The organism is Brucella grignonensis (assembly GCF_002252505.1).
Classification (GTDB): Bacteria; Pseudomonadota; Alphaproteobacteria; order Rhizobiales; family Rhizobiaceae; genus Brucella; species Brucella grignonensis.
The window spans coordinates 303,194-317,054 of sequence record NZ_NNRL01000164.1; the positions used below are offsets into that span (position 1 = coordinate 303,194).

Genomic DNA, 13,861 nt, shown 5'->3' on the forward strand with positions numbered 1-13,861 from the left:
TTAGGTAAGGGGCGTCATAACCGCTTTGCGATAGGCGGGACGCTGCGTAAGACGGTTATACCAGTCTTCGAGATGAGGCGTTGAAGTGCGTTCAATCGGAAACTCGAACCATGCATGGGCATAGCAACCCAGTGGAATGTCGCCGATGCCGAAATCTTCACCCGATAACCATGGCTGGTTGGCAAGTGCCTGATCGGCAATTTTGAGTGATCGCGTCAGACCATCAATCCCCCGCTGCATGGCCGCCTTATCACGCTTGTCTTCCGGAAGGCGGATCAAGTTCATGATCACATCGCGAAAGTCGGCATAGAGCGTGGAGGAAGCCCAATCCATCCATTTTTCCACTTGAGCACGTTCGGCAGGGGCTTCAATCCAAAGGCTGCTCTCCGCATGCATTGCAGCAAGATAACGAACGATTACATTGGATTCCCAAAGTGTGGTGTCGCCGTCTTCGAGAAGGGGAATGAGACCGTTGGGGTTGCGAGCCAGGAAATTTGAATCTTGTAAACCGCCAAACTGCCCACCTACATCGATCTGTTCATATTCGAGCCCGAGTTCTTCGGCTATCCAAAGCACCTTTTTTACATTGGTGGAATTGGTTCGACCCCAGATTTTCAGCATGATTGAGCCTATCGGTTTGTGATTAAAAGACGCGAGCTACATTTAACAATATGCATGTATTTAAAGCAGATCGCCCCCGGTAGCTGCAAGGCTAACGGGGGCGATAAATTTTCTTTTGTTCGTAAGATTAGCGGATCAAATGTCTTGTCAGTCGCCGTTCAAGGAAGTCCCAGACGTGCCGCAGGCATTCGACAATTAGCAGGTAGATAACTGCTGCCCAGATATAAGTCTGGAAATCAAAAGTCCTTGAATAGGCACGGCGTGTTTCCCCCATGAGATCGAGCACGGTGATGATTGCGACGATAGCCGATCCCTTGATCATCAGGATAATTTCGTTGCCATACGGACGCAAAGCCACGATCAAAGCCTGAGGCAGGATCACTTTCCAGAATGTCACACGCTTGGAGATACCGAGAGCCGCCGCACCTTCCCATTGTCCAGCGGCAACGCTCTGAATAGCGCCACGCAGGATTTCTGCCTGATAGGCTGCAGTGTTGAGCGAAAAGGCCAGAATCGCGCAGTTCCATGCGTCACGGAAGAACACCCAAAGGCCAATACTTTCAAGGAAAGGACGGAAGGTGCCGAAACCGTAATAGATCAGGAAGGTTTGCGCGAGCAGCGGTGTGCCACGGAAGAAATAGACATAGGCAAAGGCGATGCCGCGCAGCCATCGGTTCTTCGACATGCGTGCCGCTGTGATTGGTAGCGACAAGAGCGCTCCAATAACAATCGAAACTGCAACAAGCTGTAGTGTAACCAGCAGCCCGGACCAATAACGCGGAGCGTAGGTTTCAAACAGATCGATACGCCACGCATTATAGAGATAGAGCGCCAGTCCGACGAAAAGCAGTGCCCAGAACGCAACGATGATGTGACCGGCGATGCGTGTGCGTGACCAACCTCTGGTTATTTGAGGAGGGGCCAGAACATCTGCTTCGCTGCGAGAGGTGATTTCACTCATAATCAGGCTCCTCGCGACGCTTTATTACCCGCATCTGCCCAACGAGCGATGCGGTTGATGAAATATGAGGAGATGATTGCAAGCGCGAGATAGAGCAAGCAGGCGACGCCGAAGAACAGGAATGGCTCCTTGGTCACGCGTGCAGCAATCGACGTCTGGCGCAGAATGTCTGACAGCGTAATGACCGAAACGAGCGATGTGTCTTTCAGTAGTACAAGCCAGAGATTGGCAAGGCCCGGAAGTGCAATCTTGATCAATTGCGGGAGAATGACTTTGCGCATCGTCTGCCAATGCGAAAGACCAACCGCGTAACCGCCTTCATATTGCCCACGCGGGATCGCCCGGAACGCCGACAGAAAGACCTCACTCGAATAAGACGAGAAAACGAAACCAAGTGCGATCATACCCGCGACAAAGGCATTGATCTCGATATTTGCGTTGACATCGAACAGAGCCAGTAGGCGTTGCAAACCAAGCGACGCACCGAAATATACGAGAAAAAGTGTCAGTAGCTCCGGCAATCCGCGAAAAATGGTCGTGTAGATATTGCTCGCAAGCCGAACCGATGGCTCTTCCGATTGTTTGCCCAAGGCAACGATAAAGCCAAGGGCGAGGCCGACGGGTAGGGTCGCGACGGCCAATGCGATTGTCACCATAAGCCCGTTGGCGATACTGGCGCCCCAACCGTCAGGGCCGAAACTCAATAGCGTGGCGTAATGTTCCATGCGCCTATTCTCTTCCTGAGGGCTTCAAGTCTGTCGTGAAACAAGACCCGATAAATTTTGATTTTCTCATTATAGCCCAAATAGTTACGCCGGTTTACGTGGAAGTAAACCGGCGCATGAATGTTAAGATATCTTAGTTTTCTGCACCATAGGCATCGAAATCAAAGTACTTGTCATTGACTTCTTTGTACTTGCCGTTAGCGCGGATTGCCTTGATCGCTTCGTTGAACTTTTCAATCAGCTCAGGACGGCCCTTTTTGAAGGCGACGCCGGCACCAGGACCGTGAATTTCGATAACAGGCGGGAAAGTGCCAACCATCTTGCAGCAGGCGCCATCTGGCGATTTCAGCCATTCGGCCAATGTAACGCTGTCGTCGTTAACTGCGTCAAGGCGACCATTTGCGAGATCGAGACGATATTCTTCGGCAGTCGGATAAGCCTTGATCGTGCTGTCGGTGAAGGTCTTCTCCGAATAATTGGCGTGTGTGGTCGAAACCTGTACACCGATCGTCTTGCCTGCCAGATCTTCCTTGGTCACGCCCTTGATGTCGGTATCCTTAGGCGCTGCGATGCCGGGAGGTGTGTTGTAATATTTGTTCGAGAAGTCGACCTGCTTCTTGCGTTCGTCGGTGATGGACATAGACGCGATGAAGGCATCGAACTTACCGGACTGAAGGGCAGGGATAGCACCGTCCCATTCCTGCGTCACGAATTCACATTCGGCTTTCATTTCGTCGCAGAGCGCCCGGGCAATATCTACGTCAAAGCCGGAAAGCGTGCCGTCTGGCTTGATGAAATTGAATGGAGGGTAGGCACCTTCCGTCCCAATCTTGAGCTTCAATGGTTCCTGAGCATTGGCAATACCGGCGCTCATGCTGCCGAGTGTGATAGCAAGTGCTGCAACTGATGTCGCCGCAGCGATACGCTTTATAACGCGCATTCCTAGTCCTCTCGTTTAGTTGTGGCTGGTTCCCTGATTCTTTTTCTGGTTCAGCCGCTTCAAGAGACGCTGTCGACATAATATTTTAAGTAGTAAGTCTGACAGTCGATCCCCCGTTTATTACCAATAGATGCTAGAGTTGACGACGCGCAATATTTTTTCGCACTTATGCCCAGTCATCCGCCCAGAACTTGATAATCCCACCATTTTCCATGTCATTGCAAGACGGTTTGCGTAATTTAATTGTGCATGTAGAAAGGGGATTTAAAAGGGATTTCTATAGAATATAACGATATTACCGTGGTTTTTACGGATACTGGCGAAGCTAATGGGGAAATCCTCAAAGCTCCATCAATTGCACAACATAGTCTGCAATTTCTTCGATTGCATCCAGATCAAACACGGGCAATTTTTCATGTTGCACCAAGTGGTCGCTGGCAATTGCAACGATGCTGGAATCGTCCTCACAAAGCGGCGGACCAACGTGCCCGCCGGAGCGTCGAAGTTCGATTTTTTTATGAGATTCGCGCTTATAGCCCTCAATCAGAACCAGATCGCACGGGGCGAGTTTACCCACGATCGCTTGTAACGACGGTTCCTCTTCGCCCAGATTTTCATGCATGATTGCAAAGCGCGCGGAGGATACGATGGCGACTTCAGCGGCTCCTGCATTTCGGTGTCGCCACGAATCCGTGCCAACGTGATCGATATCAAAATTATGGTGGGCGTGTTTCACTGTTGCGATTCGATAGCCACGTTTGGTTAGCTCCTGAACGAGCCTTTCGGTTAACGTGGTCTTGCCCGAGTTTTTCCAGCCAGTGATGCCGAACAGCTTATGGGTCATTTCAGGGCCTCATTAAGACGGATCGCTTCAATCAGATCTTCAGGTCTGTTGATGTTGAAGAAAGGATCAAAAGTTTCGCTTTGAGCGAGCTGCATAAGGGGAAAATCGACTTCTTCAAAGCCGATATGCCGCGCAAAGGCAAGAACGCTGGCTTTTTCAGCATGTGTGAGCCATTCATCGAGCGGTCGCAACAGGTCTGTTCCCCAAAGTCCGAAAATTGGATGCACGCGTCCATTCGAACTGGCCAGCACAATGCGAGCCGCAGTTTTCTTTTGTCGCTCATAAAGTCGGGATATCAGATCTCGGGGAAAGAATGGACTGTCGGCCGCAACACTCAATAAGAATGAGAACTCTCGGCTGTATTCCAGTGCAGTTTTTAGTCCGACAAGTGGTCCACCATGCGAAGAAGGTGAATCTCCGACTACCGGAATATTCAGCTTTGATAGGCGGCTGGGGTCGCCATTTGCATTGAGAAAAAGATGATCTACCTGCGGTGAAAGCCGCTCTGCAACACATGAGATGATTGTTTGCGAGCCAAGTTTTTGCAGAAATTTGTCACCGGCCACACCGCCCGCTTGCATACGGCTGGATTCACCGCCTGCAATAATTGCACCTGCAATGCGGGTCGTTTCTCCCATTACGACGGTTCCACTCCGGTTGGCGTTGCCGCCAAAGTGCTCTTGTTCTGCTCGCGTTTTTTGCGAACATTTTCTCGATAAACCATATAGATGCCGCTGCCGACGACAAGAATTGATCCGGCAATTGTATAGGAATCTGGTGCTTCGTTGAAAACAACAGTGCTCAACAGGATCGCCCAAAGCAGGCTCGAATAGCGAAATGGTGAGACAAACGAGATTTCACCTTCGCGCATGGCCATGATGATGAAGTGATATCCAATCAGCAGAAGCCCGGCAGCCAAAGCCATAATCAGAACCGGCGCGAGGCCAACGGGCTGCCAGCCGCCCATAGGCTGAATCAGGCCGCCGCCTGTAAGAGCTATGGCACCGGCGGTCAGTGTGGACAGATAAAGTGTGGGAACATGTGCGGGCACGCGACGGGTCGCGATATCGCGCATAGCCGCGAAACAGACACTGGATAGAAGAATGCCAACGGCAGCAAGACTTGCTGAACTATCGGTGCCGGGACGAATAATGATTATAACCCCTACAAGGCCTAAGGAGATACACATCCATCGTCGCCAACCGACTTTCTCATTGAGGAAAAGTACGGCGCCAAGGGTGACGACCAGCGGCGTTGCCTGAAACACGGCTGAACAAAATGCCTGTGAAAGGTGGCCGAGAGAAAAGATATAAGTGACGGTCGCCAGCACTTCGCCCAAAACGCGCAACGCCGTCATCAAGTCCATCGACAAATTGCGCAATGCGCCATTGTGCCAAGCGAGCAGGCCTATCGCAATTGTCGCGAATATCCCGCGGATGAACATATACTGACCGCTGTTCATCTGCGTTAGCAGATATTTTGTCATAGTATCGCCGATGGTGAATGTACCCATGGCGAGGAGCATAAATATACTTGCACGAAAATTAGCTGACTGCGGCACGATATGGAATCCGGTTTAGGAATGTATATCGCTATCGCATCAATTGGATTCGGTCCAATTTATACTAGTGGATTGAATTTGACGTTTGGATTCCGACTGACACAAATGCTGTTTCAAACGTCAAATTCGAAAAATCCACTAGATTCAAACTCTTGCTAGTGGTCTTTTTGATTCCGACATTTGTTTAACGCCTGTATCGAGGGATGCAAATGTCGGAATCAGACCACTTGTTGCAGATGTATTTAAATTATTTATCCGCCGGTAAGGCTCATGTGGCGTGCAACAGCCGGGCGGTTATGATCTCGGTCAATGATGAAATCATGGCCTTTGGGCTTGCGCGAGATGGCTTCATCAATCGCATCATTCAATATGGCGTCGCTTTCACTTGCGCGCACTGCGGCGCGCAAATCCGCATCATCATTCTGTCCGAGGCACATATAAAGCATACCGGTACAGGTCAGTCGCACACGATTGCAGCTTTCACAGAAATTATGCGTGAGAGGTGTAATGAAACCAAGACGTCCACCAGTTTCAGCGATGGTGGCATAACGGGCAGGGCCGCCGGTGCGGTACGGAATATCGGTCAGCGTAAACTGCTGGCTGAGATCGTCGCGCAGCTGTGAAAGTGGAAGATATTGATCGGTGCGATCAAATTCGATTTCACCCATCGGCATGGTTTCGATCAAAGTCATGTCCATGCCGCGGCCATGCGCCCAGCGGATCAGTTCCGGAATTTCGAATTCATTGAAGTTTTTTAACGCAACCGCGTTGATTTTAACGCGAATCCCAGCCTTCTGAGCCGCATCGATACCCTCAATAACGCGATCAAGATCACCCCAGCGAGTGATGGTGCGGAACTTATCGGGATCGAGTGTGTCCATTGAAACATTGATACGCCGCACACCGCAATCTGCCAGCTCATCCGCATATCGAGCCAGCTGGGAACCATTGGTGGTGAGCGTCAATTCGTCCAGTGCGTCTGTTTTAAGGTGACGCGACAGCCCACGAATAAGATGCATGATATTCTTGCGGACCAGCGGTTCTCCGCCGGTCAGGCGCAACTTGCGAACGCCCTTGCCGATGAATGCGCTGCAAATCCGGTCTAGTTCTTCCAGCGTCAGCAGGTCTTTCTTCGGCAGGAAAGTCATGTGTTCCGCCATACAGTAAGTGCAGCGATAGTCGCAACGATCAGTGACTGAAACGCGCAAATAGGTTACTGCGCGCCCAAACGGATCAATCATTTGTCCGGTGGGAGAAACAACAGGCAGTGTTTGAGAACGTTGCATAGAGTAAGCCATTGTTTCCACATGCTGCAGAGCCTGCCTGCATCTTAGTCCTAGAGATAGGTTTCGCGAAGCACTTTGTCCAGTTTACACCTTGATATAGCAGCTTCAAGCAAGAGCACATTAATCGAACAGATCTATCCCTTGGCTCTTCTCATAATGGATAAAGATCAATATCTCTTTGATTTGACGCAATTCGAAGCGGCTGATGCAGTATTTACATGCAAGCCGTCATATAATGAAACGCCGCTGGAATGACGGAGAACAAATATGAGTGATGTCTGGCCTACCGAACTGCGGGTCTCGAAGGATCGCAAGCTTTTGACGGTGGCTTTTGAAAGCGGTGAACGGTTCCAGCTGACTGCGGAGCTTCTGCGTGTGTTGTCTCCGTCGGCGGAAGTGCAGGGGCACTCACCAGAGCAGCGCGTGACTGTGGGCGGCAAACGCAATGTCGAAATTATGCGCATGGACCCGATTGGTAATTATGCTGTCCGCATTACCTTCGACGATATGCACGACACAGGCCTGTTCTCATGGACCTATCTTCATAAGCTGGGCACCGAGAAAGACGCGCTTTGGCAAACTTATCTGGATGAGCTCTCAGAAAAAGGGCTGAAACGCGATTCGAGATAAAGAAAAGGGCGGTTTCCCGCCCTTTATTTTCAACCAGGCCTTTATTTCAACCGAGATTGAGTTCTTTGAAGAAGTCGTTGCCCTTGTCGTCGATAACGATAAAGGCCGGGAAGTCGACCACTTCAATACGCCAGATGGCTTCCATGCCGAGTTCTGGATACTCGACCACTTCAACCTTCTTGATACAGTCCTGTGCAAGACGAGCAGCCGGACCGCCGATGGAGCCAAGATAGAAGCCGCCGTGGGTGCCGCATGCTTCGCGAACCTGACGCGAGCGATTGCCCTTGGCGAGCATCACCATCGAGCCACCAAACGATTGGAACTGATCGACATAGGAATCCATGCGACCTGCGGTTGTCGGGCCGAATGAACCCGAAGCATAGCCTGTCGGGGTTTTTGCGGGACCCGCATAATAGATCGGATGGTTTTTGAAATAATCGGGCATCGCTTCGCCATTTTCCAGACGTTCGCGAATTTTCGCATGTGCGAGATCACGTGCGACAATAATCGACCCGGTCAGCGAGAGCTGCGTCTTTACAGGGTGCTTTGACAGTTCCTTGAGAATTTCTTCCATCGGCTGATTGAGATCGATCTTGACCACATGCGATGACAGCTTTTCCTCATCAATCTCGGGCATATATTGTGCCGGATTGGTTTCAAGCTGCTCAAGGAAGATACCGTCCTTTGTGATCTTTCCTTTGGCCTGACGATCTGCCGAGCAGGAAACGCCAAGCCCGATAGGCAGCGATGCACCGTGGCGCGGCAAACGGATAACGCGGACATCGTGGCAGAAATATTTGCCGCCAAACTGTGCGCCGACGCCAAGCGACTGTGTCAGTTTGTGAATTTCGGCTTCCATTTCCAGATCACGGAAAGCATGACCAGTTTCGGAACCTTGCGTTGGCAGACTGTCGAGATAACGCGTCGATGCCAGTTTCACAGTCTTCAGATTCATTTCAGCGGACGTGCCGCCAATAACGATTGCCAGATGATAGGGCGGGCAGGCCGCTGTGCCGAGGCTGAGGATCTTGTCCTTGAGGAAGTCGATCATGCGGTCATGCGTCAGCAGCGATGGCGTGCCCTGAAACAGAAAAGTCTTGTTGGCCGAACCGCCGCCCTTAGCTACAAACAGGAACTTATAGGCGTCTTCGCCTTCTTCATAGATGTCGATCTGAGCAGGCAGATTGTTCTTGGTGTTCTTTTCTTCGAACATCGAAAGGGGGGCAAGCTGCGAATAACGCAGGTTCTTCTTATTGTATGCATCAAGAACGCCAGCACCCAAAGCATCGGCGTCGCCGCCTTCAGTCCAGACGCGACGGCCTTTCTTACCCATGATGATCGCAGTGCCAGTGTCCTGACACATCGGCAAAATACCACCGGCGGCGATATTGGCGTTCTTCAGAAGGTCATAGGCGACAAAGCGGTCATTATCGGTGGCTTCCGGATCTTCCATAATGTTGGCAAGCTGCTGCAGATGCCCCGGGCGCAACAGGTGATTGATATCAGCAAATGCCGCTTCCGAAAGAATGCGCAGGCCATCAGCATCAACGCTCAGGATTTCCTGTCCCTTGAACGTGTCGACCGACACATGATCCGAGGTCAGTTTGCGATAAGGGGTGTTATCTTCGCCAAGAGGGAAAAGATCGGCGGCGCTTGCTTCTGCCATTGTGGTACCTCGCTTGCTTGCCTGCAGCATCTCTTGAGATGCACTCCGTTATTCAGCCCAAAACAAAGTCCGGGCATATTCTGCGGGGGCTTTTATCGTGATGGAGGGCGGAATCCACTGCGGCACATTGTTCAGTCGGATACTAAAGCGATAGGCAGTGTGTCCGCGAAGGCACTTTTCAAGAAAAATTGATGGAGTTGGGGCCAAAATTACCGGAGGATGTGTTAACGTTAAAAGATTCTATACGACATTCATCAATTCTACGGGCAAAGATTGAAGCGGATTCGCTTTTTAGCGATTGCATTGAATTGGCGGTTAGAATGCAGTTCTCCAGACATTTGAATCGGGACATTAAAGATAATCGCAAAAGCGGTCCTTATGTCCGTAATGCGCTTGTTTTCGCTCTGACAGCATCAACGCTGTTCTCGACAACGCAAGCGCAGGCAGCAAACTCATTGCTGGAGTTGTTTCAGCAGCGCCGCCAGCAGCAAGCTCAGCCTGTTCAACCTCCAGTGCAAGCCGCACCCGCGGCTCCGGAACAGGGGGCTGCGAAAACTGTTTCCGTACCGAGAGCTGCTGTCCCACCGGCGCAGCGTGTCACGGTCAAGGGACCACAAATCTACAATTATAAACCGGACGCGCTGCTCAAGGTCGATTTCTCGGCTGTTGATATGCAGGTGACGGCTGCAGTTGATCCGGCTCACGTTGATCCTTTGACATCAGGCATGTCGCCGATCGGCCCTTCTAAAAAAGTTGACGAGACCCAAGGTGAACGCGCTTTTGACGCGGCATCGGATTACCTCAAAACCGTCGATGTCAAAGCCGAAAAACAGATCGCCGAAGCCATCGTCAGTTTCTACTCGGAAAAGCGCACTTTCCTCTGGTCATCAGATAACAAGGCGCTCGATAAGGCGCGGAACGTTGCAGCTTTCTTCGCACAAGCTGATGATGATGGCCTGAACCCAGAAGAATATGCTGTCGCTATTCCGGGTGATCATTTTGATGAAGCAGAGCTGACGGAACGTCAGCAGAAGCTTGCTGATTTTGAAATCCGCATGTCTGCACGCGCTTTGCGTTATGCCATAGACGCAGGCGAGGGGCGCGTTGTTGCCGACAGGTTGAGTGGGTTCCATGATCTTCCGCGTGGCCGCGTTGATCCAAAGGCTGTGCTGGCGCGTCTCGCATCGGAAAGCGATCCGGTCGCATATCTCAAAAGTTTCCAACCCAATAATGAGGCTTACGCTTCGTTGAAACGCGAACTGGCAAATACGGAGGCGCCTGTTGGCGAACCTATTCGCATTTCGCTGGATAAGGCGATCCGCCCCGGCGACACCAACGATCAGCTTGGTAAAGTGGTGGCGCTGATCACGCGACATGCACCAGCCAGCTATCTCGAACAGCATCGCGATGTTTTACAGGCTCATGCTGATGCCAGCATCTATGATCCTGAATTGGCAATAGCCATCAAGGACTATCAGAAGCTTTCGGGCAGCACGCCAGATGGCATCATCGGCAAGAACACGATTGCAGCACTTCAGGGCGAACAGGATTCGGTCAAACGTGATCGCATTCTCTATTCCATGGAGCGTCTGCGCTGGCTGCCGCATGATTTTGGCTCGCGCTATGTGATGGTCAATCAGCCATCTTATCGGGCGGAATATTTCGAAGACGGCAAAGAAAAGCTGGCCATGAATGTGGTCATTGGTTCGCCGACCCATCAGACCTATTTTTTCTATAACAAGGTCCAGACGGTAGTTTTCAATCCTTCCTGGGGCGTGCCACGCTCGATCATCCTGAACGAAATGCTCCCCAAGGTCATGCGCGATACCAGTTATCTCGATCGCAATGGCTATGAAGTCTATGTTGGTGGCAAGAAGGTTTCAGCAAGCGCAGTCAATTGGAGTGCTGTGGCCGCGGGTAAGGCGCATGTTGGTGTCCGTCAGAAGCCAAGCCTTGATAACGCTTTGGGTGAATTGAAGATTCTGTTCCCCAATGCGCACGATATCTACATGCATGACACGCCGGCGAAATCCTACTTCAGCCGCGACATGCGTGCACTGAGCCATGGCTGTATTCGTCTGGAGCGTCCACGCGATATGGCAGCAGCCGTTTTGGGTAAGCCAGTCGAAGAGCTGGGCAAATATTTCGGCAAGAACGAGCGCGGCCTCAAAGTCGCCAACCCTGTTCCGGTTTACATTGCCTATTTCACAGCCTGGCCGGACGCGAACGGTAATGTTCGTTTCTTCAACGATATTTACGACCGTGATTCAGGCCTGCAGAAAGCGTTCGACAAAACGGCAGAATCTCGATTGGCCGCTCTTTGAGCGGTCAGTCCTTATCCGGCTATTGATAAAGTATATCATTGCAAGAATGGTGGGCGCGACGGGGATTGAACCTGTGACCCCTCGCGTGTGAAGCGAGTACTCTCCCGCTGAGCTAGAGCGCCGGGCGCCCTATTGGGCGCGCAAAGGTCGCTCTAACGCTTTAAAATTAGAGCATAATCTTACCTTAAACTGATCCAAGTTTAAGGAATTATGCTCTAGGCGCCCTTGGAGCAATTGGCTGCTCGAAAGGTGGTGTGCGTATACGTGTGCCGCATTAGAGCGCATCCCGAAAAGTGCGAAACGGTTTTCGGATAAGATGCACTTTAAAAAAATGAAATTAGACGCCGGTTTGATTTAATCAGACCGGCGCCTAATTATCTGCTCTTCTATTTTAGTCCTGAATGTAACAGGCTTTTTTCTGACCGCGCGCAGGATCGCCGAAACTACGGTTGTCACAGCGGACGCCATCACGGAATACGCGCTCTACATAACGTCCCTTGGCTCCGTAACGCACGACCTTGCGACCATAAAAATCGCAGAAGCCTTTTTCTTTTGCACATTGCTGCCAGTCGCCGCGACCGCGATCATCGCGCCAGTCATTGCGACGATCATCACGCCAATCATCGCGACGGTTATCGCGCCAATCGTTGCGACGGTCATCACGCCGGTTTTCATAACGATCACGGACGACAAAAGAGCAGCTTTTTCGTGTGCCAGGTGCTGGATCACCAAAAACCTGATTAGAGCAACGCACGTTCGGGCCGTCGATGAACTGAGACGTTCCGCGGCCATTTGCGCCGTAGATGACTTCGGTCGGATAAGGAAGCCTGCAAGTTTCATTTTCACCGGCACAACGCTGCAATTGTGCTGCTTCCGCTGGAGCGGGAGCAAATGCGTATAAAGATGCAACGAAGGCTGACACGCCTACGATGAGGCTGATTTTATTAGACAGAAGAGCTGCCATGGCTAACACCATTGTTTGAATGTCTGATGCGTTCTTATAGAATTTAGTTCTTGAATATAGAATGAACGGCGACCCGCATTTCAACTGGTCGAAATCTCATGCACGTGAGGTTAATTGAACGCAAATCGTGTAAAAAATCCAGTTAGATAGTTCCCTTTTTGTGTTGAATCCGCAAGAGTGCAGTCTGATGTTTCCCGTCAGCAAGGTCGTAAGAAAATGCATGGTGAATACAAAGTCCACGGTGGCAAACTGGTCGTTATCGATCTGGAAGTTCAGGATAACAAACTGAGCCAGGTTCAGGTCGCAGGCGACTTTTTCCTCGAACCGGCCGAAGCTCTCGATGATATTCGCGATGCACTGAATGGCTTACCAGCGACCGCCTCGGCCGAGGAGATTGCGGACGCTGTCCGTAAGGGACTTCGTCCTGATGCATTCATGATCGGTTTTAGCCCGGAAGCTGTGGCAATTGCTGTTCGTCGCGCGCTCGGCGTTGCTCGTACATGGCGCGACTATGAATGGCAGATTATTGATATTCCGCCTCTTACGCCGACAATGCATCTGGCTCTGGACGAAGTTCTGGCGCGCGAAGTGGCTGCAGGACGCCGTGCGCCGACTTTGCGGTTTTGGGAGTGGGAACGTCCGTCGATCATCATTGGCGCGTTTCAGTCACTGCGCAATGAAGTGGATATGGAAGCAACCAGCGAATTGGGTGTGGAAACCGTGCGTCGCGTAACGGGTGGCGGCGCCATGTTTGTAGAGCCGGGCAACTCGATTACCTATTCGCTCTATGCGCCCGGTGATCTGGTCCGCGATATGAGCTTTGCCGATTCCTACGCATTCCTTGATGAATGGGTTCTAAAATCGCTCAATTCGCTTGGAATTGACGCATTTTATAAGCCGCTCAACGATATTTCGAGCTCGAAGGGTAAAATTGGCGGAGCGGCCCAGAAGCGGTATTCCGGCGGCACCGTTCTGCATCATGTCACCATGGCTTACGATATGGACGCCGAGAAAATGGTGAAAGTTCTGCGCATTGGGCGAGAAAAACTTTCAGATAAGGGTACGGCCAGTGCTGTCAAGCGCGTTGATCCTGTGCGCAGCCAGACCGGCTTGCCGCGCCGCGAAGTCATCGACCGCATGACGGAAATGTTCGTATCATTGAATGGCGGCGTGAGCGGATCAATCACACCGGAGGAGTTTGCTGCAGCCGAGCAGCTCGTAGAGGAGAAATTCGCTACTGAGAAGTGGCTGCACCACATTCCTTAAGCGAAGAATGGTCTCAACGGCCATCGCGCCACGTGACAGCGCGGGCAAGCCATGCGATAGGGAGGCCAAGTTA

General features: G+C 51.4%; 13 protein-coding genes. 3 read left to right on the forward strand and 10 right to left on the reverse strand.

Going from position 1 to position 13,861, the window contains the following annotated elements:
• From CEV33_RS19335 to moaA, 8 genes are all read right to left on the reverse strand, one after another.
• The gene (locus CEV33_RS19335; protein WP_094542004.1) at positions 1-621 is read right to left on the reverse strand and encodes a glutathione S-transferase family protein; all 621 of its coding nucleotides are present in this window, start codon (positions 619-621) and stop codon (positions 1-3) included.
• Positions 622-748: 127 nt separating this feature from the next.
• The gene (locus tag CEV33_RS19340; RefSeq protein WP_094542005.1) at positions 749-1,582 is read right to left on the reverse strand and encodes an ABC transporter permease; all 834 of its coding nucleotides are present in this window, start codon (positions 1,580-1,582) and stop codon (positions 749-751) included.
• Positions 1,583-1,584: 2 nt separating this feature from the next.
• Positions 1,585-2,307 carry an ABC transporter permease gene (locus CEV33_RS19345; protein WP_094542006.1) on the reverse strand — a complete coding sequence of 241 codons (723 nt, stop codon included), beginning with the start codon at positions 2,305-2,307 and terminating at the stop codon, positions 1,585-1,587.
• Positions 2,308-2,440: 133 nt separating this feature from the next.
• Positions 2,441-3,247, reverse strand: coding sequence for an ABC transporter substrate-binding protein (locus CEV33_RS19350; RefSeq protein ID WP_094542007.1), 807 nt, complete (start codon positions 3,245-3,247; stop codon positions 2,441-2,443).
• Between the two features lie 340 nt (positions 3,248-3,587).
• Positions 3,588-4,091: a molybdopterin-guanine dinucleotide biosynthesis protein B gene (mobB, locus tag CEV33_RS19355; protein ID WP_094542008.1), complete on the reverse strand. Its 504-nt coding sequence runs from the start codon at positions 4,089-4,091 to the stop codon at positions 3,588-3,590.
• Positions 4,088-4,729 carry a molybdenum cofactor guanylyltransferase gene (gene mobA, locus CEV33_RS19360; RefSeq protein ID WP_094542009.1) on the reverse strand — a complete coding sequence of 214 codons (642 nt, stop codon included), beginning with the start codon at positions 4,727-4,729 and terminating at the stop codon, positions 4,088-4,090. Before mobA ends, mobB begins: the two co-directional genes overlap by 4 nt.
• The gene (locus tag CEV33_RS19365; protein ID WP_094542010.1) at positions 4,729-5,616 is read right to left on the reverse strand and encodes a DMT family transporter; all 888 of its coding nucleotides are present in this window, start codon (positions 5,614-5,616) and stop codon (positions 4,729-4,731) included. The genes mobA and CEV33_RS19365 overlap by 1 nt, the downstream gene beginning before the upstream one ends.
• A gap of 287 nt (positions 5,617-5,903) precedes the next feature.
• Positions 5,904-6,938 carry a GTP 3',8-cyclase MoaA gene (gene moaA / locus CEV33_RS19370; RefSeq protein WP_094542011.1) on the reverse strand — a complete coding sequence of 345 codons (1,035 nt, stop codon included), beginning with the start codon at positions 6,936-6,938 and terminating at the stop codon, positions 5,904-5,906.
• A 267-nt stretch (positions 6,939-7,205) separates the two neighbouring features.
• On the opposite strand from moaA, the gene CEV33_RS19375 reads away from it, so the two are divergent.
• A complete protein-coding gene (locus tag CEV33_RS19375) occupies positions 7,206-7,568 on the forward strand; it encodes a gamma-butyrobetaine hydroxylase-like domain-containing protein (RefSeq protein ID WP_094542012.1) in 363 nt (120 codons plus the stop codon).
• 46 nt (positions 7,569-7,614) lie between these two features.
• Here the strand turns inward: CEV33_RS19375 and CEV33_RS19380 are convergent, their stop codons facing one another.
• Positions 7,615-9,264 (reverse strand): fumarate hydratase, encoded by a 1,650-nt coding sequence (locus CEV33_RS19380; protein ID WP_328588585.1) that lies wholly within the window; start codon positions 9,262-9,264, stop codon positions 7,615-7,617.
• 290 nt (positions 9,265-9,554) lie between these two features.
• On the opposite strand from CEV33_RS19380, the gene CEV33_RS19385 reads away from it, so the two are divergent.
• A complete protein-coding gene (locus CEV33_RS19385; protein ID WP_094542013.1) occupies positions 9,555-11,558 on the forward strand; it encodes a L,D-transpeptidase family protein in 2,004 nt (667 codons plus the stop codon).
• Between the two features lie 391 nt (positions 11,559-11,949).
• On the opposite strand, the gene CEV33_RS19395 is transcribed toward CEV33_RS19385, so the two are convergent.
• Entirely contained in the window at positions 11,950-12,522 is a 573-nt protein-coding gene (locus tag CEV33_RS19395; protein ID WP_094542014.1) for a hypothetical protein, read from the reverse strand.
• 177 nt (positions 12,523-12,699) lie between these two features.
• Here CEV33_RS19395 and CEV33_RS19400 point away from each other — a divergent pair, with 177 nt between their 5' ends.
• A complete protein-coding gene (locus tag CEV33_RS19400) occupies positions 12,700-13,788 on the forward strand; it encodes a lipoate--protein ligase family protein (protein WP_235818454.1) in 1,089 nt (362 codons plus the stop codon).
• The last annotated feature ends 73 nt before the right edge of the window (positions 13,789-13,861 follow it).

Coding starts and splice junctions, on each gene's coding strand:
- CEV33_RS19335 (WP_094542004.1), bottom strand. CDS start 621: ATGCTGAAAATCTGGGGTCGAACCAATTCCACCAATGTAAAAAAGGTG.
- CEV33_RS19340 (WP_094542005.1), bottom strand. CDS start 1,582: ATGAGTGAAATCACCTCTCGCAGCGAAGCAGATGTTCTGGCCCCTCCT.
- CEV33_RS19345 (WP_094542006.1), bottom strand. CDS start 2,307: ATGGAACATTACGCCACGCTATTGAGTTTCGGCCCTGACGGTTGGGGC.
- CEV33_RS19350 (WP_094542007.1), bottom strand. CDS start 3,247: ATGCGCGTTATAAAGCGTATCGCTGCGGCGACATCAGTTGCAGCACTT.
- mobB (WP_094542008.1), bottom strand. CDS start 4,091: ATGACCCATAAGCTGTTCGGCATCACTGGCTGGAAAAACTCGGGCAAG.
- mobA (WP_094542009.1), bottom strand. CDS start 4,729: ATGGGAGAAACGACCCGCATTGCAGGTGCAATTATTGCAGGCGGTGAA.
- CEV33_RS19365 (WP_094542010.1), bottom strand. CDS start 5,616: ATGCTCCTCGCCATGGGTACATTCACCATCGGCGATACTATGACAAAA.
- moaA (WP_094542011.1), bottom strand. CDS start 6,938: ATGCAACGTTCTCAAACACTGCCTGTTGTTTCTCCCACCGGACAAATG.
- CEV33_RS19375 (WP_094542012.1), top strand. CDS start 7,206: ATGAGTGATGTCTGGCCTACCGAACTGCGGGTCTCGAAGGATCGCAAG.
- CEV33_RS19380 (WP_328588585.1), bottom strand. CDS start 9,264: ATGCTGCAGGCAAGCAAGCGAGGTACCACAATGGCAGAAGCAAGCGCC.
- CEV33_RS19385 (WP_094542013.1), top strand. CDS start 9,555: ATGCAGTTCTCCAGACATTTGAATCGGGACATTAAAGATAATCGCAAA.
- CEV33_RS19395 (WP_094542014.1), bottom strand. CDS start 12,522: ATGGCAGCTCTTCTGTCTAATAAAATCAGCCTCATCGTAGGCGTGTCA.